This window comes from Acinetobacter sp. SwsAc5 (genome assembly GCF_013391485.1).
Lineage (GTDB): Bacteria > Pseudomonadota > Gammaproteobacteria > Pseudomonadales > Moraxellaceae > Acinetobacter > Acinetobacter towneri.
Genome location: NZ_JACAXD010000011.1, coordinates 25,909 through 44,962, shown reverse-complemented (window position 1 = coordinate 44,962; position 19,054 = coordinate 25,909). Strand labels below are relative to the sequence as shown.

22 protein-coding genes are annotated in these 19,054 nt (G+C 43.1%); 15 read left to right on the top strand and 7 right to left on the bottom strand.

Annotation, left to right across the window (positions count from 1 at the left end; genetic code table 11):
• Positions 1-121 precede the first annotated feature (121 nt).
• The 3 genes from pncA to mhpT form a co-directional block, all read right to left on the bottom strand.
• The gene (pncA, locus tag HYG89_RS08260) at positions 122-748 is read right to left on the bottom strand and encodes a bifunctional nicotinamidase/pyrazinamidase (RefSeq protein WP_104852749.1); all 627 of its coding nucleotides are present in this window, start codon (positions 746-748) and stop codon (positions 122-124) included.
• A 47-nt stretch (positions 749-795) separates the two neighbouring features.
• Entirely contained in the window at positions 796-1,197 is a 402-nt protein-coding gene (locus HYG89_RS08255; protein WP_131261230.1) for a hypothetical protein, read from the bottom strand.
• Between the two features lie 196 nt (positions 1,198-1,393).
• A complete protein-coding gene (gene mhpT / locus HYG89_RS08250; RefSeq protein WP_131261231.1) occupies positions 1,394-2,620 on the bottom strand; it encodes a 3-(3-hydroxy-phenyl)propionate transporter MhpT in 1,227 nt (408 codons plus the stop codon).
• A gap of 830 nt (positions 2,621-3,450) precedes the next feature.
• On the opposite strand from mhpT, the gene dapA reads away from it, so the two are divergent.
• The 4 genes from dapA (at position 3,451) to HYG89_RS08230 (ending at position 6,292) form a co-directional block, all read left to right on the top strand.
• On the top strand, positions 3,451-4,350 hold the full coding sequence (dapA, locus tag HYG89_RS08245) for a 4-hydroxy-tetrahydrodipicolinate synthase (protein ID WP_131261232.1): 900 nt from the start codon (positions 3,451-3,453) through the stop codon (positions 4,348-4,350).
• 14 nt (positions 4,351-4,364) lie between these two features.
• Positions 4,365-4,964: a lipoprotein-34 precursor (NlpB) gene (locus HYG89_RS08240; RefSeq protein WP_178867116.1), complete on the top strand. Its 600-nt coding sequence runs from the start codon at positions 4,365-4,367 to the stop codon at positions 4,962-4,964.
• 36 nt (positions 4,965-5,000) lie between these two features.
• A complete protein-coding gene (purC, locus tag HYG89_RS08235) occupies positions 5,001-5,720 on the top strand; it encodes a phosphoribosylaminoimidazolesuccinocarboxamide synthase (RefSeq protein ID WP_178867053.1) in 720 nt (239 codons plus the stop codon).
• A 359-nt stretch (positions 5,721-6,079) separates the two neighbouring features.
• A complete protein-coding gene (locus HYG89_RS08230; protein WP_004974113.1) occupies positions 6,080-6,292 on the top strand; it encodes a cold-shock protein in 213 nt (70 codons plus the stop codon).
• A gap of 114 nt (positions 6,293-6,406) precedes the next feature.
• Here HYG89_RS08230 and HYG89_RS08225 read toward each other — a convergent pair whose 3' ends face one another.
• Complete coding sequence (locus tag HYG89_RS08225; RefSeq protein ID WP_004974112.1) at positions 6,407-7,675, bottom strand: replication-associated recombination protein A; 1,269 nt, start codon at positions 7,673-7,675, stop codon at positions 6,407-6,409.
• A 117-nt stretch (positions 7,676-7,792) separates the two neighbouring features.
• Positions 7,793-8,245, bottom strand: a complete 453-nt coding sequence (locus HYG89_RS08220) for a YcgN family cysteine cluster protein (RefSeq protein ID WP_178867051.1) — start codon at positions 8,243-8,245, stop codon at positions 7,793-7,795.
• A 191-nt stretch (positions 8,246-8,436) separates the two neighbouring features.
• Between HYG89_RS08220 and HYG89_RS08215 the strand changes: the two genes are divergently transcribed.
• The 10 genes from HYG89_RS08215 (at position 8,437) to HYG89_RS08170 (ending at position 15,705) form a co-directional block, all read left to right on the top strand.
• Entirely contained in the window at positions 8,437-8,595 is a 159-nt protein-coding gene (locus HYG89_RS08215) for a DUF1328 domain-containing protein (protein ID WP_004974108.1), read from the top strand.
• Between the two features lie 207 nt (positions 8,596-8,802).
• A complete protein-coding gene (locus HYG89_RS08210; RefSeq protein ID WP_178867049.1) occupies positions 8,803-9,543 on the top strand; it encodes a dienelactone hydrolase family protein in 741 nt (246 codons plus the stop codon).
• A 69-nt stretch (positions 9,544-9,612) separates the two neighbouring features.
• Positions 9,613-9,975, top strand: coding sequence for an HIT family protein (locus HYG89_RS08205; RefSeq protein WP_070155794.1), 363 nt, complete (start codon positions 9,613-9,615; stop codon positions 9,973-9,975).
• A 136-nt stretch (positions 9,976-10,111) separates the two neighbouring features.
• Positions 10,112-11,146 (top strand): A/G-specific adenine glycosylase, encoded by a 1,035-nt coding sequence (mutY, locus tag HYG89_RS08200; RefSeq protein WP_131261235.1) that lies wholly within the window; start codon positions 10,112-10,114, stop codon positions 11,144-11,146.
• A 60-nt stretch (positions 11,147-11,206) separates the two neighbouring features.
• Entirely contained in the window at positions 11,207-11,746 is a 540-nt protein-coding gene (locus HYG89_RS08195) for a M23 family metallopeptidase (protein ID WP_178867047.1), read from the top strand.
• Positions 11,747-11,764: 18 nt separating this feature from the next.
• Complete coding sequence (locus tag HYG89_RS08190; RefSeq protein ID WP_178867045.1) at positions 11,765-12,010, top strand: hypothetical protein; 246 nt, start codon at positions 11,765-11,767, stop codon at positions 12,008-12,010.
• A gap of 43 nt (positions 12,011-12,053) precedes the next feature.
• Complete coding sequence (locus HYG89_RS08185; protein WP_178867043.1) at positions 12,054-12,638, top strand: DNA-3-methyladenine glycosylase I; 585 nt, start codon at positions 12,054-12,056, stop codon at positions 12,636-12,638.
• Positions 12,639-12,678: 40 nt separating this feature from the next.
• Entirely contained in the window at positions 12,679-13,701 is a 1,023-nt protein-coding gene (locus tag HYG89_RS08180) for an NAD(P)-dependent alcohol dehydrogenase (RefSeq protein WP_178867041.1), read from the top strand.
• Positions 13,702-14,254: 553 nt separating this feature from the next.
• Positions 14,255-14,959, top strand: a complete 705-nt coding sequence (locus HYG89_RS08175; RefSeq protein ID WP_178867039.1) for an FKBP-type peptidyl-prolyl cis-trans isomerase — start codon at positions 14,255-14,257, stop codon at positions 14,957-14,959.
• 56 nt (positions 14,960-15,015) lie between these two features.
• Entirely contained in the window at positions 15,016-15,705 is a 690-nt protein-coding gene (locus HYG89_RS08170) for an FKBP-type peptidyl-prolyl cis-trans isomerase (RefSeq protein ID WP_178867037.1), read from the top strand.
• A 106-nt stretch (positions 15,706-15,811) separates the two neighbouring features.
• Here HYG89_RS08170 and murJ read toward each other — a convergent pair whose 3' ends face one another.
• Together murJ and ampD are read right to left on the bottom strand one after the other, a co-directional pair.
• Complete coding sequence (gene murJ, locus HYG89_RS08165) at positions 15,812-17,362, bottom strand: murein biosynthesis integral membrane protein MurJ (protein ID WP_171525557.1); 1,551 nt, start codon at positions 17,360-17,362, stop codon at positions 15,812-15,814.
• Positions 17,363-17,442: 80 nt separating this feature from the next.
• Positions 17,443-18,012 carry a 1,6-anhydro-N-acetylmuramyl-L-alanine amidase AmpD gene (ampD, locus tag HYG89_RS08160; RefSeq protein ID WP_168525268.1) on the bottom strand — a complete coding sequence of 190 codons (570 nt, stop codon included), beginning with the start codon at positions 18,010-18,012 and terminating at the stop codon, positions 17,443-17,445.
• A gap of 177 nt (positions 18,013-18,189) precedes the next feature.
• Here ampD and nadC point away from each other — a divergent pair, with 177 nt between their 5' ends.
• Entirely contained in the window at positions 18,190-19,035 is an 846-nt protein-coding gene (nadC, locus tag HYG89_RS08155; protein WP_178867035.1) for a carboxylating nicotinate-nucleotide diphosphorylase, read from the top strand.
• Positions 19,036-19,054: the final 19 nt, after the last annotated feature.

Below are 19,054 nucleotides of genomic sequence, written 5' to 3'. Positions count from 1 at the left end.
CGTCAAAATTGGGTATATGTAAAAAATTGATTTTTATTTATTTTATTTTACATTTAATCTATTTTTATAGCAAAAAGGAAGATTTCGCCCTTCCCTTTCGCGGCCAGTTCGTTATCTAGTTTTAGCCAAGTAAGTGCTGACTTTGTACTCGCTGTACTCCTTGTGCCAACATCTGTTGCCATGCTTGTTCTAAAGAGCCATTTAAATCAATCGCTTTGGTGGCATCTTCAATCACATAGGTGCTAAAACCCAACTCACAGGCATCTATTGCCGTCCACGCCACACAAAAGTCGGTGGCAATGCCCACAATATAAACCGTATCAATTTCACGGGCTTTTAAATAGGCCGCCAAGCCTGTGGTGGTTTTGCGGTCTGCTTCCATAAAGGCAGAATAACTGTCTATTTGCTCGTGAAAACCTTTGCGTATAATCAATTGTGCTGTAGGCAAATCTAAATCTGGGTGTAATTCAGCATCAGCTGTGCCTTGCACACAATGCACAGGCCACAACACTTGCTCGCCATAACTGAGCTGAATCTGCTCATAGTCCTGTTTGCCTGCATGGTTGGCAGCAAAGGACACATGCGTTGCAGGATGCCAGTCTTGGGTGATCACAATGTTCTGAAACACACGTCCCAACGCATTAATGCAGGGAATAATTTGATCGGCATTTGCAACCGCCAAATTACCTCCTGGACAAAAACCATTTTGCACATCAACCACAATCAAGGCATTATTCAGCTGCTGCATGCTGTTTCCTTTCCCATCTTAAACGCTACCCTCAGCATAGCTGAAATTTAAGTCTGAGTTGTATCGCTTTGATAAAAATAAAAAGAATCGTTTTCGGCACAATGTTGATAGTTCGGTAGCTGTAACAATAATTGCCGTACAAAACGTGGATAGATTTTGGCTTTGCGTGCAGTCGCGGCATGAAAATAAAAATAAGGCAGTGGATGCCGAGTTAAATAATTGACCAAATGCTGTCGGGTTAAACGCATCACCTGAAAGGCATCAATACCTGCGTTGACATCTTCATAAGTAGCTTGATCGGCAAATGCCAGCCACGCGTTTTGTTTTGGAGAAGTCCGTGTTGCTCGAAAATGGCGTTTCAGTTCTAAAATAAATTCATATTCAATCAGATACAGCGAAAACTGCTGTTGATCCAACTGAAATTCTGCAATCAATTTTTTCTGCTTCAAATGATACTCTTATATTTACTGTTTTTTAGGACTTATTATACCCTGCTTGCGTCATTGCCACCCAGTAGAACAGGCAGCTTTGCGACAGTACTTGTCACACTTCATTCGAGCATTTTCTCTCAAAAATCAGCGATCAACATACAAAAAAACAGCCTGCAGGTGCAGGCTATTTGGTCTTTCAACTGTTCTCATCCTTTTAAACAGTTTGAATACGACGTACCAATAACAACATGAAAATGGCTGAAATAATAATACATGGAATAGCTGCTGAAATAACCCCAGCCGCACCAAAGCCTGCTGCCAACAACTGACCTGCAATAGCAGGGCCAAGCATTGCGCCTACACGACCAACAGCAGAGGCAACACCGACCCCAGTACCACGTACTTCAGTTGGGTAGACAATACTACCAAAAGCATATAACACGCCCTGACAGCCAATCACAAAAGCACCGACCAAAGCTGAAGCCATATACATTTGCATGAGTGAACCCGCTGCATTTAGAGCAAATAAACCTGCCAAAATACCACCATACATCAATAAAATCACGTAGGCTTTTTTCCAACGGTCGGTCAGCATACCCAAAATTACAGTACCGACTGTCGCACTCACCATGAAATAGAACTGTGCAGTACTGCCTTCTTTACGCGAGAAACCTAATTCCATAAATAAAGATGGTAACCAGCTCAACATGATGTAAACCACCATCAAGGTAAAGAAGTAACTCACCCAAATAAATAAGGTACGCAATAAGTTTTGTGAATTAAACAAATCTTTAAAAGATGCTTTTGGCGCAGCATTTTGTGCTGTGACATCTTTACCTGCCGCTTGTGCTTTTAAGAATTCACGTGATTCTGGCAATAACCACATCATCAATGGAATGACAATAAATGGCAGCAAACCACCCAAATAGAAAATGTTTTTCCAGTTTGAGCCAAAATCTGTACTGGCAATTAAAGATAAAATGGCTGCACCCACAGGCATACCACAATACATCAAGCCCACAGCACGACCACGGTTTTGTGGCGAAACAGCTTCAGATGCCAAAGTAATTAAAATTGGCATGGCTGCCCCTAAACCCGCACCTGCCAAGAAGCGCACCGCCAATAGGCTTTCAAAGCTATTCACCCACACCGTACATAAGGTAAATAAAGCAAAGACTGCTGTAGACCAGATTAATACTTTTTTACGACCAATACGGTCTGCAAAACGTCCGCCAACCAAAGCACCTGGCAATAAACCTAAAATACCCGCACTAAAAAATACCCCAAGCTGCGAGCTGTCTAAACCAAAATGCTCACGGATACCTGCCGCAGCAATACCTGCTGCCTGAATATCCAGACCTTCAATCACTGCAATTAAAAAGCAGATCGCGACGGTAATAACCGCATGCCGCTGATCGCTATGTTGTGTTGATCTATCCATTGGGTCCCTCTACTAGAATTAGATAGCCATGTGAAAGCCTGCATCTTGCGCAGTTTTAAACTGCAGCAATAGCTATCAATAAGTGTTAGACCAAAGTGAATTTTTTCAGATCAGCGCAAACGTGTTGCGCAGCATGTAGAAAAAAACATAGCGAAAAAAACAATAAATCTGGCAAATTACACGCTATTTTCCCGCTTAAAGCAGTAAATTCAGCGCAAGATTTCTCACCATTTAAGAAGTCAGCGACAACATAGTTAGACTTAAAAGCTATTATTCTTAAGAATCAAAAATCAAAATATCCCGATTAAAACAGTCAGATATAAGAGCTATAAGGTCTGAATTGAGCGTTTTTTTATATAAATATCTAGGGTCTGTTGACAATTCATCTATGTTTGCGACGTGAGAGATATATCTCGCAAGATTTTTTAGCTGATATAAGGCATGAGACAGGAAATTTAGTCATTCTAAATGACTGGCACATAACGCAATAGCAGCAAAAAATATGCTCGCCCCCTTGCGCAGCAAACAAAGCAACGCTTTGTTCTTGCTCATGTGGGTTGCGCCATACCAATGAAAATTTGGGTACAAAGGAGATGGTTATTATTTTTTTATTTTGAACAACAAGCTGCTGATCCTAAAATACTAAATTAAACAAAGTTTATGATTGCTTTGACGAAAGCATATTGTTCTGACACACTGAATCAGTCATAATTTGGCTAAGCATTATTTAATCAATTTGATTGAATTTTGACCCAAATCAAAATACTGCAACCATCCACATCTACCTTTTCTACACCTCTGTGGATGGAAAAATAGGATCTTTTTAAAAAATGACTCAGCAAGCACAGACCATTCAAGGCTCAATTGTCGCAATTGTCACCCCAATGTTAGAAGATGGCAGCGTAGATTGGAAAGGTCTCGAGAAGCTCGTTGAGTGGCACATAGAACAAGGTACCAACAGTATTGTTGCTGTAGGTACAACTGGTGAAGCATCGACCTTAAGTATGGAAGAGCACACCAAAGTGATCGCAGAAATTATTCGCGTCGCAAATAAGCGTATTCCTGTCATTGCTGGTACTGGTGCAAACTCAACGCATGAAGCCATCGAACTGACCAAAGAAGCACAACAATTGGGCGCAGATGCGGCCTTATTGGTAACGCCTTATTATAATAAGCCAACTCAGGAAGGTTTATACCAGCACTATAAAGCAATTGCAGAAGCAGTTGATTTACCTATCATTTTATATAATGTACCGGGTCGTACTGGTGTAGATATGTCAAATGAAACGGTCATCCGTCTTGCAGACATCCCAAATATTGTGGGCGTAAAAGATGCAACGGGCGATGTGCCACGTGGTCAGCAATTATTGGCTGGCTTAACAGGCAAAAACATGGTGGTGTATTCAGGCGATGACGCTACGGCATATCAATTGATGCTGCACGGTGCAAAAGGCAATATTTCTGTAACTGCCAATGTTGCACCAAAAGCCATGAGCCAAGTTTGCGCGGCTGCAATCGCAGGTGATGCTGCAGGTGCAGAGCAACAAAACAGTGCGATTGCAAATTTACACAATATTCTATTTTGTGAATCGAACCCAATTCCTGTGAAATGGGCACTTCATGAAATGGGATTAATTGGTACAGGAATTCGCCTGCCATTAACTCCGCTTGCAGAACAATATCGTGCACCGTTACGCGAAGCCCTTCAGGCTGCGGGTGTCATTCAATAAAAGAGCTTAGTATGATGCAATTACGTTTTGGTTTTATCGCCGCACTTTCAGTATTGAGTTTGGCTGGTTGTAGTTCTCTTTCCATCAATAATGGTTCATTGGACTATAAAGACGCCGCTACTTTAGCACCACTTCAATATCCAGAAGGTTCTGTGGTTCGACCTGCAACACCGTTGTATCCTGCACCAAGCGTTGACCCTTTAGCAACGGCAAATGCACCTAAGCTTGAAAATGCACGTGGCAACCGTTTTGCGATGCCACGTCCTGAAGCCATGCAAGCCAGCAGCAACACAGTTCAAGACAGTACGCAAATTGGACGTCCTCAACCCGTAGTTGACGGAAACCAAAATCCGTTGCTCAAAATTGATGGAAATTCTGCTACAATTTGGCAATACACACTTGCCACCCTCAGCAGTCTGAATTACAGCATTGTTGGTCAAAGTAAGAACCGTTACGAGGCAACCATTAAGGTCGATCAACAGATTTATGTCTTAAGATTGACCTCTGTCGGTTCGAGCAACAACCTAGCTGTATTCAATGCCGATAACAGCTTTGCAGATCAAGAAAAAGCTGCAGATCTGTTGGCCCAGATTTACCAAAATTGGCCAGCCTAGCCGTACTAGGCATTTTTTTTTGAAAAAGGTTCCCTCATGTTAAAACAAACCTTGCTCTATACTGGTAAAGCAAAATCTGTTTATACCACAGACAGTGCAGACCACCTGATTTTAGTCTTTCGTGATGATGCCTCTGCGTTCAATGGCGAAAAAATCGAACAACTAGATCGTAAAGGTAAGGTGAACAACCGTTTTAACGCCTTTATCATGGAAAAATTGGCTGAAGCGGGTATCGAAACTCACTTTGAAAAACTACTTACACCAAACGAAGTATTGGTGAAAAAGTTAGACATGATTCCTGTAGAGTGCGTTATTCGTAACTACGCTGCAGGTTCACTCTGCCGTCGTTTAGGTGTAGAAGAAGGTAAAGAACTGACCCCACCTACATTTGAATTGTTCTTTAAAGATGACGCTCTTGGCGACCCAATGGTAAACGAATCTCAAGCGATTACTTTAGGTTGGGCCAATGCTGAACAATTGGCAAAAATGAAAGAATTAACTTACCAAGTCAACGATGTATTAAAAGCATTGTTTGATGCAGGTAACATGATTTTGGTCGACTTCAAACTTGAGTTTGGTGTATTCCACGACCGTATTGTGTTGGGTGATGAGTTCTCTCCAGACGGTTGCCGTTTATGGGACAAAGACACCAAGAAGAAACTCGACAAAGACCGTTTCCGTCAAGGTTTAGGCGGTGTGGTTGAAGCTTATGAAGAAGTTGCTGCACGTTTAGGCATCGACTTAGACAATATCTAATTCAAGCTTTTCAATTTTAAAAGCTGAATTCCCAAAACCGAGCAACATTGCTCGGTTTTTTGTATTTTGCTGTAGACCAAACAGGGTTTACAAACCAAATCTTTGAAAAAATCGCCCCATCCACAATGCCCAGTCTGTCTGCCTATTTTTAAATTTATCTGAATTTAAATTGTGTATTCTGCAATTCCGTGTATGCTTGTTGTCATACTAGAAAAATATGAAGTTCGTTTTAATCGTCTAAGTCCGTAGTTTTATTTTGTAATCCTTCGTTTGTTCAGATTTTAAGTCGCATCTTTTTCCCAGTTATTCCAAATCTTTTTTAGATTGCAACATATTAAAATTCAGCAGGATATTTCCCTATGTCAAATCCGACAATGAAAGGCACGGTAAAGTGGTTTAACGAAACTAAAGGTTTTGGTTTTATTCAACCAGAATCTGGTCCAGATGTGTTTGCGCATTTCAGCGAAATCGCACACTCAGGCTTCAAGACTTTACACGAAGGTCAGCAAGTTGAATTCAGCATTGCGCAAGGTCAAAAAGGCCCGAATGCTGTAAACATCAAACCGCTTTAAACCTTTGAATGCAGCACTCAAGGCTGCAAACAAATCTAAAAAAGCTCAAGTTGATTCTTGAGCTTTTTTTATGCCAATACTTTTACAAATATCTTTTCAGCTATACCAAATCGCTTAGGATTGAGTCTGCTGCCAACGACGTTGTTGTAAACGCTCACCTTCCACTTCACGTTTATTACGTGCCGACTCATACAACTTTGTGCCTTTCAGTTCAGGCGGCAAATAGTCCTGTAGCACAAAATGCTCTGGGTAATTGTGCGGATACAAATAATCTACGCCATAGCCTTGTTCTTTCATCAGTTTGGTCGGTGCATTACGCAAATGCAGTGGCACAGGTAAGTTGGCGGTTTTTTCAGCCAAATCCATGGCTTTATTAATTGCCAAATAAGTACTGTTACTTTTGGCACTGGTTGCCAAATATACTGCACATTGTCCTAAAATAATCCGCGCTTCGGGCATACCCAGCACTTGTACCGAGCGGAAACACTCGCCTGCCAATAACAAGGCATTCGGATTTGAATTGCCAATATCTTCCGAAGCAGCAATCAACATGCGACGCGCAATAAAGCTCGGGTCTTCACCGCCTTTGAGCATGCGCGCCATCCAATACAATGCAGCATCGGGGTCACTGCCACGAATTGACTTAATAAAAGCCGATACCAAATCATAATGTTGCTCGCCTGACTTGTCATAACGGGCAATGTTTTGTTGCGCAACCTTGACCACAATCGCGTTGGTGATGATATTTTCCACCTCGGGTTCAAAGGTGCTTGCCACCAAGTCCAGTAGGTTTAAAGCCTTGCGTGCATCACCTGCAGCAAACTGAATCAGAGCATCAAATTCTTCAATCTGAATATAACGGTCTTTTAAGAATTGATCTTGCTGAATGGCTTGAGTAAGCAAAGTCTGAATCGAATCGGCATCTAAAGCCTTTAAGGTATAGACCTGACAACGTGAAAGCAGCGCACTATTGACTTCAAAAGATGGATTTTCAGTGGTCGCACCAATTAAGGTGATTTTGCCCTTTTCCACCGCATTTAATAAGGCATCTTGCTGCGACTTATTAAAGCGATGAATTTCATCAATAAACACCACTGGTGTGAGCAAATCGCCGCCTTCGGCAATAATTTCACGCAGCTCTTTGACCCCAGTATTCAAGGCAGAAAGGCTGATAAAAGGACGATCTACCGCCTGCGCCAACAGCAAAGCGATGGTGGTTTTCCCCACCCCTGGTGGCCCCCAGAAAATAATTGAAGGCAAATGCCCCTGATCAATCATTTGGCGTAACGGCGCTTGCTCACCTAAAAGATGATCTTGACCAATAATTTGCGATAAATCGCGTGGACGCAAACGCTCAGGCAGTGGAATATGACTCTCTGACATCTTGTTATTTCTATACTTGACTTCAACCTAGTCTACTATGATCTCAAGCTTTGGAGTATTTCTAATCGTACCGATTTATCGCTAAAACACGATTCAAAGTTTATTCTGCAGTATGAATTAACGCACCCAACGCACCACATAATCTTCTATATCTTCTTCTGCAACATCCAGTTCTGAAATACAACGCCCTGCCGCAGATTTTTTGGCTTTAATCACACTTTGGCGTGAGCCCGTATTTAAGTAATGCCAAGATGGCAAATTTTTGCCCTGTTTTAAACGACGATAGGCACAACTTGGCGGCAACCAGTGAATTTTTTCTAGTTTTCCGGGGGTAAGTTGAATGCAATCGGGCACAAAGTCAAAGCGATTGGCATAATCTGAACAACGTGCTGTGTTACAGTCCAGTAACTTGCACGCCACTTTGGTATAGGCCACTTCTTGCGTGTCTTCATCTTCTAGTTTGACCAAACAGCATAAACCGCAACCATCGCACAAGGCTTCCCATTCCGCAGTATTTAAGGCATTCAGCGGATAGTTTTTCCAAAATTCAGGTCGTAATTGATCAGACATAGCGCACAGAAAATAACAAAACTGCGTCATTATAACAGCCTTGTTTCAACTTGTTGCTTTTGTTTAGTCTTTAAATGAATCAAACACTTAACTCAAACAACTGAACATTTAATACACAAAAACAAAACAGTGTGCTGCGTTCAGCTCCCTATACTAAATTCAGAAGCTATAAAAACACATGGAGAACAATTATGTTTCGTTGGGCTATAATCTTCGCAGTGATTGCGTTAATCGCGAGTTTACTTGGTTTTGGTGGTGTCGCAGGTTTATCCAAAGACTTTGCCATTATTTTATTGGTGATTGCTGTGATTTTGGCAATTGTTGGTTTCCTCTCTCGCGGAAAAATCTAGTGACCTCGTCTATAAATTCCTAAAAATCAGATAAAAAAGAAGGATTTTTCCTTCTTTTTTTATGTCCGCTTTTTACGCAACAAATGCCAATTTGGCTATTTTAAAAATATTTTCTCACATTTATAGGCAGTATTTACCCTGTTTTTAAAAATGCGTGCCATATTATTATGCTTTAATCATGGCATTGAAAACGATAAGGAATAAGGCATGGCTTTAGCAATCAAAACTCGCGAAATTGAATATACGGCTGCAGATGGCAGCAAACTGATCGGTTATTTTGCTGCACCAGAAACAGCACAAGCTGTCGCGGGGATGATTGTCGCACCTGAATGGTGGGGACGTAACGAATACACCGAACAACGCGCGCGTGAATTGGCTGAACATGGTTTTGCAGCCTTAGCGATTGATATGTATGGCGATAAAAAAGTCACCACCACCGCAGCCCAAGCCAATGAATGGATGATGCAAACTTTTGCAGATGCTGACACAATTGTGACTCGTGCGTCTGCAGCTTTGGACACTTTAGCTGCCCAACCTGAAGTAAATCGCGATAAACTCGCTGCAATTGGTTTCTGTTATGGCGGCAAAGTCGTTCTGGATTTGGCTCGTTCTGGCGCAGCATTAAAAGCAGTGGTGACCTTCCACGCCAACCTCAGCCCGAAAGCCCCTGCACAACAAGGTCAGGTACAAGCCGAGATTTTGGTGTTGCATGGTGAACTGGACAGCATGGTGACTTTAGACGACGTCGCAAGTTTCCGTGAAGAAATGCACGCGGCTCAAGTAGAGCATGAAGTGATTATTTTTGAAGATGCCAAACACGGCTTTAGTAACCCTCAAGCCGATGAACGTGCCAAAGCCAATGGGGTCGATTTAGGCTATAACGCATCGGCAGAGCAACAAGGTTTAGCTGCCATGTATGAAGTGTTGGATCGTCGTTTAGCAGATTAATCTGCTGTTCACATTACGCAGCATATACTCAACGCAAGCCAAGAAAATTTTAAAGAAGAGGATATAACAATGACTGAGCAATGCCCTTATTGCAATTTTGATGATTATGATGTTTTGGCAAAAAATGAATTTGGGGTAATTTTGCCTGAACCCAATGCCCTGTCTAAAGGACATTGCGTGATCATTCCGCTACGTCACGTCGGCTCTTTTTTTGACATTACAGACAAAGAACGTAAAAGTTTATTGTCTTTATTAGAATTGGCGCGCAATGAGTTACAATTGCGTCATCAACCTGCAGGTTTCCATGTGGGTTTTAATGATGGCGATGTGTTTGATGCTAAATCTGAGCATTTACACATCCACATTATTCCACGCTATGAAGGTCAGACCTTAAAATTGGATAACCGTTGGGGTATGAGCGGTCAAATTTAAACCACGACTCGTTTTATCCCAAACCAAGTGAAACCAAACCTAAAGAAGAAGATGCACGCTCATCTTCTTTTTTTATGCACGTAATTCCCACGCCAGTTTGGCTATACTAAGCCGCTACTTTACAAACTGGGTTCGCATGACTGCTTTTTCATTTTCCGATGCTCTCCTCACGTGGTTCGATCAACACGGACGCCATGACCTGCCGTGGCAAGTCGCCGATGATCCCTATGCGGTGTGGGTGTCTGAAATCATGCTGCAACAAACTCAGGTCAAAACCGTATTGCAATATTTTGAGCGTTTTTTGCAGCGCTTTCCGACAGTGCAAGATTTAGGACGTGCAACTTGGGATGAAGTTGCACCGTATTGGGCAGGTTTAGGCTATTACGCCCGCGCCCGCAACTTGCATAAAGCCGCAGCCATTGTGGCACAGCAAGGACATTTTCCAAGTACGCTCGAACAGTGGATGGCTTTGCCGGGCATTGGTCGCTCTACGGGTGGTGCCATGATGTCGCTGGGTTTACGCCAATACGGCGTCATTATGGATGGCAACGTCAAACGGGTTTTAGCACGTTTTTTTGCTATTGAAGATGATTTATCCAAACCTGTACATGAACGTGCCATGTGGCAACTGGCAGAACAGCTCTGCCCCGAAGTGCGTAATCACGACTATACGCAGGCTATTATGGATTTGGGCGCCACCATTTGTACCCCCAAAAAACCACTGTGCTTATATTGCCCAATGCAACAACACTGCAAAGCACATCAACAAGGTTTAGAGCAGGAATTGCCCTTTAAAAAACCGAAAAAAGCCGTACCCGTTAAATCTGCACAGGTCTTAGTACTGCAATGCGCAGATCAGTGGTTATGGCAACAACGTCCCAATACAGGACTTTGGGGTGGACTATGGTGTTTGCCTGTCATTGAAGATGCACAGGCTTTTGAGCAACTGTGTCAAAGCTTGAGCCTTAAACAGGTACAGCAACGCGCACAGATTTCACATAGCTTTACCCATTTCACTTGGCAGCTTGAAGCACTGTGTTTTCAGGTCGATGCTGATCTACAAGAACACTTGGCAATAGAACTGAATGCAGATTGGTATAGTCCGCAACAAGCCAGCGATTTAGGCATTCCAACCGCCATGAAAAAATTGATCTCAGCAATCAATCTGTGACATAGTCAAGCATCGTGATGAATGAAAATTTTGCTTTCACTGCCATTACAAGGATGTCTTATGTTTCGATGGATTGCTGTTTTAAGCCTGTCACTCTTCACTTTATTGATTGCGGCCTGTAGTTCTACACCGAAACGTCCCAGTTCCCCACTCCCGCCTGCCTTGGTGCAAAAACTCAATCAAATGAGTTTAAAAAACCGCTTACCCATTCCTGTACAGGGCATTAAAGCACATCAGTTGAATGACACTTGGGGTGCATCTCGTAGTCGCGGACGTTTACATGAAGGCATCGACATCATTGCTCCGAAAGGCAGCAAAGTGTATAGCGCCACAGAAGGTTTAATTGCAGACTTACGCGATAATCGCTTAGGTGGTAAAGTAATTTGGATATTAGGGCCTGCAGGCACTTGGCATTATTATGCACACTTAGATGGACATAAGCGTGGACTCAAAGTTGGCGATTATGTCAAAGCTGGGGCACATATTGGCTATGTGGGCAATACAGGCAATGCCCGACATACCGCAGCACATTTGCATTATGGGCTCTATTTAAATGGTAAAGGACGCGGTGCGGTCAATCCTTATCCTTATTTACGTTAATTTTGTTAGGAACATTTCATGTCTGAAGCCCTGATTAATCGACTGGTGGAATTTGCTGAATCTGGCAATCAACAAAAAATTGTATTGGCAGGACAAAGCCATCAAGGTTGGGTCATGGAAATTACCGAAGATGCCTTACTCATCAGCACAGGCTACTCAGATAAAGTCGGTAAAGATAACTGGATTTCCTTTCAGGACTTAGAACAGGCCGAGTTATATTATTGGGATAACCAAAACGACCAATGGACGCAATTTCAGCTTTAATCTGCCCGATTATTTTATACCTTAATTGATCAGGAGTACGCACATGACCTTACAACGCTGTGGCTGGTGCTCCGATGATCCGCTCTATATGGCCTATCACGATTTAGAATGGGGACGACCTGTATTTGCAGAAGCACATCTGTTTGAAATGCTTTGCCTAGAAGGTCAACAAGCAGGTTTGTCTTGGATTACTGTTCTAAAAAAACGTGAAGCTTATCGTCAGCATTTTTTTCAATACAGCATTGTTGAAATTGCAGCCCTCAGTGATGATGAGATCGCACTTAAATTACAAGATGCAGGTTTGATTCGGCACGCAGGCAAATTAACTGCCATTCGTGACAATGCAATTGCATGGCAACAATTAAAAGATGATGAGACAGACGTTGTGAAATGGCTCTGGGATTTTGTCGCACAGCAGCCTATTTCTAATGACGTGCCTGACTATCGTCTTGCCCCTGCCCAAACCACAACCAGTGTGGCCATGTCTAAAGCCTTAAAGAAAAAAGGGTTTAAATTTGTAGGGCCAACTACCTGTTATGCCTTTATGCAGGCCGTTGGTATGGTCAATGACCATGAAAATCACTGCAACTTTAAAAACCTGACACAGGTTCAGCATACTAATCCTTAGCCGTAATCACACAGTCAGCCCATGACAAGGACAGTGCAATATGAGTAATACAATTCGAGCCTATGCCGCAATGCAAGCGGGTGAACCACTACAAGCCTATGAGTTTGATGCAGGTGAACTGCAGGCACATCAAGTAGAAGTCAAAGTTGAATATTGCGGCTTATGTCATTCCGATCTCTCGGTCATTCAAAATGACTGGCATTCTTCAGTCTATCCTGTAGTGGCAGGACATGAAATTATTGGCACCATTACCCAATTGGGTGCAGAAGCCAAGGGCTTAAAAGTTGGACAGCGCGTAGGTATTGGCTGGACAGCAGACAGTTGCCAATACTGCGATGCCTGTGTAGCGGGAGAACAAGTACTGTGCAGCAATGGCACCACAGCCACCATTGTCGGGCATGCAGGTGGTTTTGCCGATAAAGTCCGTGCAGGCTGGCAATGGGTCATCCCCTTACCCGATGCGGTCGATCCTGTCAGTGCAGGGCCGTTACTCTGTGGGGGAATTACCGTATTTGATCCGATCCTGAAACACCAAATTCAGGCAGTGCATCATGTTGCTGTGATTGGTATTGGTGGCTTAGGCCACATTGCAATCAAACTCTTAAAAGCATGGGGCTGTGAAATTACGGCCTTTAGTACTAACCCCGACAAAACTGCAGAATTGTTGGCCATGGGGGCAGATCATGTGGTGAACAGCCGTGATGCCGCTGCGCTTAAAACCCAACGTGGCAAATTTGACCTGATTTTAAGTACGGTAAATGTGAGCTTGGACTGGAATGCCTATTTAAGCACGCTGGCACCGCATGGCACTATTCACATGCTAGGTTTAGCGCTGGAACCCATGCCTATTAAGGCAGGCAGCTTGATTGGTGGTGCAAAATCAGTGACGGGGTCTTCAACAGGTTCACCCAAAGCTCTGCGTCAATTACTTCAATTTGCAGCACGCAAACAGATTGCCCCGCAAGTCGAAGTTTTTCCAATGTCACAGATCAATCAGGCCATTGAACATTTGCATCAAGGCAAGGCTCGCTATCGGGTGGTGTTAAAGGCCGACTTTGACTGATTTTAAGTTAAATCAGGATAGTCAAATATATTTATGTCTATCTTTATTTAGGTAAAACCGCTTATCTAAAAACCTAGATAACATGAAGATACTCGGAAGTGTCATCCACAACCTGCGTAGTATTAGACCATTATTTTTTTTGTGAAATAATGAAAGGGATACAAGCATTAAACAGGTTTTGTGGATGACAATGGTTTTGCCCACTTTTGCCGAAACAAAAGTGGGTCGAACCGAAGGTTAATCCAATTATTGGACGACAAGCCCACAGAACGCTGTCTTAATCATTTTACGATTACAATAAAAATTTTCCTGCAGCTCAAACTAAATCAGAGTTTTCTTAATTTGCTCACAGCGAATCCTGAATTGATAAGATTTATGTATAAAAAATGTTTTAGATATTCAGTCTGTTATAGAATAAACTGCGTAAGCAGCATATATTAAAACGTTGAATCGATACCTGCTTCAACGCAGGTATCAAAATAGAAAAGTCTGTAAAAAAGTCTGCTAAGATGAATGCTGCTTTTTTAACTATAAAATGAATTTGAGAAAACCTATGAGTAAAGCCTTACCCATCGCTGTTGCTGTAATTTTAGGCGGTGCTGCACTTGTTCCTGTTTATTATGCCTCTCAAAACCCTGCGGTTGCGACTTCTAAGGCGTCTGCAAATGCCTCAGCCGTTGAAAAAATCAGCTACGCTTTGGGTTATGAAGTGGCACATCAAACCCCACCAGAGCTGGACATCAACAGCTTTGTAACAGGTGTGCGTGAAGGTCATGCGCGTAAACAACCTGCTTATACCGAAGAAGAACTACAAAAAGCCTATGAACAGTTCCAGCAAGAGTTGCAACAAAAACAAACGACTCAAGCACAAGCTGCCCAAACTGCCAGTGATTCATTCTTAACTGAAAATGGTAAAAAAGCAGGCGTACAAACCACAGCATCTGGCTTACAGTACCAAGTCGTTAAAGAAGGTACAGGCAAACAGCCAACAGCAAGCTCTGTGGTGAAAGTGCACTACACCGGTAAACTGGTCGATGGCAAAGTATTTGACAGCTCAGTACAACGTGGCGAACCAATTGAATTCCCACTGAACCAAGTGATTCCAGGTTGGACTGAAGGCTTACAACTTATGAAAGAAGGCGGCAAAGCCACGCTGTATATCCCATCACAATTGGGCTACGGTGAACAAGGCGTACCGGGTATGATTCCTGCCAACAGTACCTTAATTTTTGATGTTGAACTGATTGAAGTGAAATAACAACATCGCCCTTTCAGGAGAGCTTGGCTCTCCTGTATTGTCTTAGGACGGAAATAATGAAAAAACACCTCGCCCTTGTGTGTATTGTGCTACTCAGTAGCAGTGGTTTTGCAAAAACAGTGACCAATAAAAGCCCTGTCGCAGATCAGGTGGGTTATAGCTTTGGCTATTTAATGGGGCGCAGCAATGCTGAAACGCTAAAAGACATTGATTTAGAAGCCTTTATGACAGGCTTAAAAATGGCTACCCAAGACCAGCCTGCCAGTCTGAGCGATGAAGAAATGGCACGGGTTTTAACCCAATTTAGAAAACAAGCCGAAGCCAAGCAACTGATTGAACTGAAAAAAGTAGCCGATGCCAATGTAAAAATTGGGCAAGCCTTTTTAAGTAACAATGCAAAAAAGGCAGGGGTAAAAGTCACTAAGTCTGGCTTGCAATATCAAGTCTTACAAGCGGGTGCAGGTAAATCACCAAAAGCCACCTCGACTGTCAAAGTGCATTATGAAGGTCGCCTAATTGATGGTACGGTATTTGACAGCTCCATTGCTCGTGATCAGGCCGCTGAATTTCAGGTGAGTCAAGTCATTCAGGGCTGGACTGAAGGTTTACAGCTAATGAAAGTCGGTGCCAAATACCGCTTCTTCATTCCTGCTGCATTGGCCTACGGTCAAATTGGCTCAGGTGATGCCATTGAGCCAAACAGCACGCTTATTTTTGATGTGGAACTCTTAGAGATTTTAAAATAATCACCGCTCACACTTTTGATCAAGCGCTGAGAGAAAAATACCGCAATTAAAATTGCGGTATTTTTTTACTTGATGTTTGGAATGCAATCAACAGCGATTTCTGTATTTATGGTTTTAAATGACGTGGTCTAAAACCTGTTGCCAACAAACCAATGGCATACGCCAGCACACCCACCACACATAGTGCAGTCACTTCAGCCACACGCATCCACTGTGATACATCACCGTTATACCAAGTTAAGGCGTACCACAACGCAGCAATCATCACCGCATTGGCAACGGAAAATTGCAGAATAAGTTTTTTCCAGTGTGCACCAAAACGGAAAATCTTACGCTGATGCAAATAAAAATACAGCATGCCAGCATTGACCAAAGCCGAACCTGAAGATGCCAATGCCAATGCCATGTGCTCAGCTTCCCAATCAATCAGTTTAAAGAAGCCAATAAACACCACGTTTAAAATGGCATTGGCTGCTACGGCCATTAAACCAACACGTACTGGGGTTTTGGTGTCTTGCTGCGCATAAAAGCCCGGTGCAAAGACTTTAATCAGCATGAATGAAATTACCCCTGCACTCATACATTGCAAGGCCAAAGCCGTCATTTGTGTGTCTTGAAAGGTAAACTGACCACGCTCAAACAAGGCCTGAATAATCGGGGTAGACAGCATAAACAGTGCAATACTGGCAGGTACACCCACCAAAATAATTACCCGTGCCGCCCAGTCCATCATGCCACGGAATTTATCCATATTCTGTTCTGCATGACGTGCAGACAGTGACGGTAAAATAACCGTACCAATCGCCACACCAATTAAACCTAGCGGCAACTCTGTCATACGTTCTGCACTATACAACCAAGATACCGAACCATCCTGCATGAAAGAGGCCCAAATGGTATTGAGTAACAGGTTAATTTGCGTGACCGACACCCCAAACAAAGCAGGCAGCATCAGCTTCATAATCCTATCCACACCTTCATGTTTAAAATCAACCTTGGGTGGAATCAGCAGTTTTTTACGCCACAATTCAGGAATTTGAATTGCAAGTTGTAAAGCCCCTGCAATAATCACCGCCCAGCCCAGTGCCATAATTGGCTCTGCCATGTACGGCGTGAGCCATAAAGCCCCTGCAATCATTGCCAGATTCAGCAATACAGGTGCAAATGCAGGCGTAGTAAATGAGCCGTAGCTGTTTAAAATACTGCTGGCAAATGCCGTTAACGACATAAATAACAAATAAGGAATGGTCAGGCGGAACATATCGGTCGCCAAAGCAAACTTGGCAGGGTCGCTATGGAAGCCCGGTGCGTAGATATACATCACCGCAGGTGCAGCCACCATGGCAACAAAGGTTAGTCCTGTCATTACTGTCATTAGACAGCCAAAGACCCGACTAATCAGAATTTGTACTTCGGCATGGGTACGACTGGTTTTGTATTCGGTCAGTACCGGAATAAAGGCCTGCGAAAATGCCCCTTCGGCAAACAAACGCCTGAAAAAGTTGGGAATACGAAACGCCACCACAAAGGTATCGAAATCTTTACCTGCACCAAATACATTCAGCAACACCACGTCACGGACTAATCCAAGTACTCGTGACAGCATGGTCATTGCACTGACAATAAAGGTCGATCGCCAAAGCGCCATCGTTACCACCCAATTAAAAATTTAGTCGCTATTGTAATCAAAGCATCAACAAAGTTTTGTTATTGATTGATCAATTTTTTCTGTAATGTCTAAGCTTTAGCTTGAGATAACTGTTCACGAAAACGCTGCCAGTCAAAAAAAGGCCCGGGGTCAGTTTTACGACCAGGGGCAATATCGGAATGCCCTGCAATATGCTGCTGAATACGTGGATACGCCTGTTGCAAGGCCTGCACCACTTGTACCAAACGTGCATACTGTACCTCTTCAAAAGGTAAATCGTCACTGCCTTCCAGCTCAATACCTATCGAATAATCATTACATTCAGGCTGTGCCATATAACTAGAACGCCCTGCATGCCAAGCCCGATCTGCAAAATTGACAAATTGCAGCACTTCGCCTGTTCTTAAAATCAGCAAATGTGCCGACACTTGCATGCCCTGAATAGTCTGAAAATAAGGATGCTGCGACCAATCCAGCTGATTCTGAAAAAACTGCTCGATATAGCCCCCGCCAAATTGTGACGGCGGCAAACTAATATTATGGATGACCAGCAATTGAATCTCTTGATCTGTCGGACGGGCGTTGAAATTTGGAGATGGGACTTGTCTTGCCCCCTGTAATTGTCCTTCAACCACCTGAAACGACGGCTCATGCTGCATAAGGCAACCCTCAAGCAATTAGAATAGAAAAATAGAAGTCTATTTTCAGTTTAATGCCAAGCCATGGCAATGAACACCTTAAATTACACCCGAACGCGGCTAAAAAATACATCCAGACGCAGAACAATGCTAATATAACGCGCAATTTTCATGGGCAAAACCGACACGGAAAATCTTATGAGCATCTCTCCATCTTTGCTTGAACACTCTATCCAAATCAATATTCAGCAAGCGCTGCAAGAAGATATTGGCGATGGTGATATTACCGCATTATTGACCCCTGAAGATGAGCAGGCCACTGCGACCATTATCAGCCGCGAAGATATGATTCTGGCAGGTCAGCCGTGGGTAAATGCACTGATTCAAGCTTACGATGCCAATGTTCAAGTGACTTGGTTAAAAAATGATGGAGATCGAGTTGCTGCTAACGAAGCTTTTTTAAAATTGGCAGGTTCAGCTCGCAGTCTATTAACCTTAGAGCGTCCTGCATTGAATTTTGTGCAGACCTTGTCTGCGGTTGCCACCAAAACTGCGGCTTATGTGCAACAGCTTGAAGGCTTAAACACCAAATTATTAGATACCCGTAAAACCTTACCAGGTTTACGCATTGCACAAAAATATGCCGTGACTGTCGGTGGTGGTCAAAACCATCGTTTAGGCTTGTTTGATGCCTTTTTAATTAAAGAAAACCACATTATGGCAGCGGGTGGCATTACTCAGGCAATTGCCAAAGCACATGCCATTGCACCGGGTAAGCCTGTAGAAGTTGAAGTGGAAACTTGGGATGAACTCAATCAAGCCCTCGATGCCAAAGCCGATATTGTGATGCTAGACAACTTTAGCCAACAACAGATGATTGATGCTGTTCAGCATGTGGCGGGGCGTTGCAAACTTGAGGCATCCGGCAACATCACCATTGAAAATTTACGTGAAGTGGCCAGCACAGGCGTTGATTATATTTCGATGGGTGTCTTGACCAAAGATGTGAAAGCTATTGATTTATCGATGCGTTTCAATGCTTAAACTTAGATAAGTTGAAATT

Bases quoted from the DNA above. Each gene is read 5' to 3' on its own strand.
- HYG89_RS08175 (WP_178867039.1), top strand. From the start codon at position 14,255: ATGAGTAAAGCCTTACCCATCGCTGTTGCTGTAATTTTAGGCGGTGCT.
- mutY (WP_131261235.1), top strand. From the start codon at position 10,112: ATGACTGCTTTTTCATTTTCCGATGCTCTCCTCACGTGGTTCGATCAA.
- HYG89_RS08170 (WP_178867037.1), top strand. From the start codon at position 15,016: ATGAAAAAACACCTCGCCCTTGTGTGTATTGTGCTACTCAGTAGCAGT.
- HYG89_RS08210 (WP_178867049.1), top strand. From the start codon at position 8,803: ATGGCTTTAGCAATCAAAACTCGCGAAATTGAATATACGGCTGCAGAT.
- purC (WP_178867053.1), top strand. From the start codon at position 5,001: ATGTTAAAACAAACCTTGCTCTATACTGGTAAAGCAAAATCTGTTTAT.
- HYG89_RS08240 (WP_178867116.1), top strand. From the start codon at position 4,365: ATGCAATTACGTTTTGGTTTTATCGCCGCACTTTCAGTATTGAGTTTG.
- HYG89_RS08215 (WP_004974108.1), top strand. From the start codon at position 8,437: ATGTTTCGTTGGGCTATAATCTTCGCAGTGATTGCGTTAATCGCGAGT.
- dapA (WP_131261232.1), top strand. From the start codon at position 3,451: ATGACTCAGCAAGCACAGACCATTCAAGGCTCAATTGTCGCAATTGTC.
- HYG89_RS08230 (WP_004974113.1), top strand. From the start codon at position 6,080: ATGTCAAATCCGACAATGAAAGGCACGGTAAAGTGGTTTAACGAAACT.
- HYG89_RS08225 (WP_004974112.1), bottom strand. From the start codon at position 7,675: ATGTCAGAGAGTCATATTCCACTGCCTGAGCGTTTGCGTCCACGCGAT.
- mhpT (WP_131261231.1), bottom strand. From the start codon at position 2,620: ATGGATAGATCAACACAACATAGCGATCAGCGGCATGCGGTTATTACC.
- HYG89_RS08185 (WP_178867043.1), top strand. From the start codon at position 12,054: ATGACCTTACAACGCTGTGGCTGGTGCTCCGATGATCCGCTCTATATG.
- pncA (WP_104852749.1), bottom strand. From the start codon at position 748: ATGCAGCAGCTGAATAATGCCTTGATTGTGGTTGATGTGCAAAATGGT.
- HYG89_RS08205 (WP_070155794.1), top strand. From the start codon at position 9,613: ATGACTGAGCAATGCCCTTATTGCAATTTTGATGATTATGATGTTTTG.
- HYG89_RS08220 (WP_178867051.1), bottom strand. From the start codon at position 8,245: ATGTCTGATCAATTACGACCTGAATTTTGGAAAAACTATCCGCTGAAT.
- ampD (WP_168525268.1), bottom strand. From the start codon at position 18,012: ATGCAGCATGAGCCGTCGTTTCAGGTGGTTGAAGGACAATTACAGGGG.
- HYG89_RS08195 (WP_178867047.1), top strand. From the start codon at position 11,207: ATGTTTCGATGGATTGCTGTTTTAAGCCTGTCACTCTTCACTTTATTG.
- nadC (WP_178867035.1), top strand. From the start codon at position 18,190: ATGAGCATCTCTCCATCTTTGCTTGAACACTCTATCCAAATCAATATT.
- HYG89_RS08180 (WP_178867041.1), top strand. From the start codon at position 12,679: ATGAGTAATACAATTCGAGCCTATGCCGCAATGCAAGCGGGTGAACCA.
- HYG89_RS08190 (WP_178867045.1), top strand. From the start codon at position 11,765: ATGTCTGAAGCCCTGATTAATCGACTGGTGGAATTTGCTGAATCTGGC.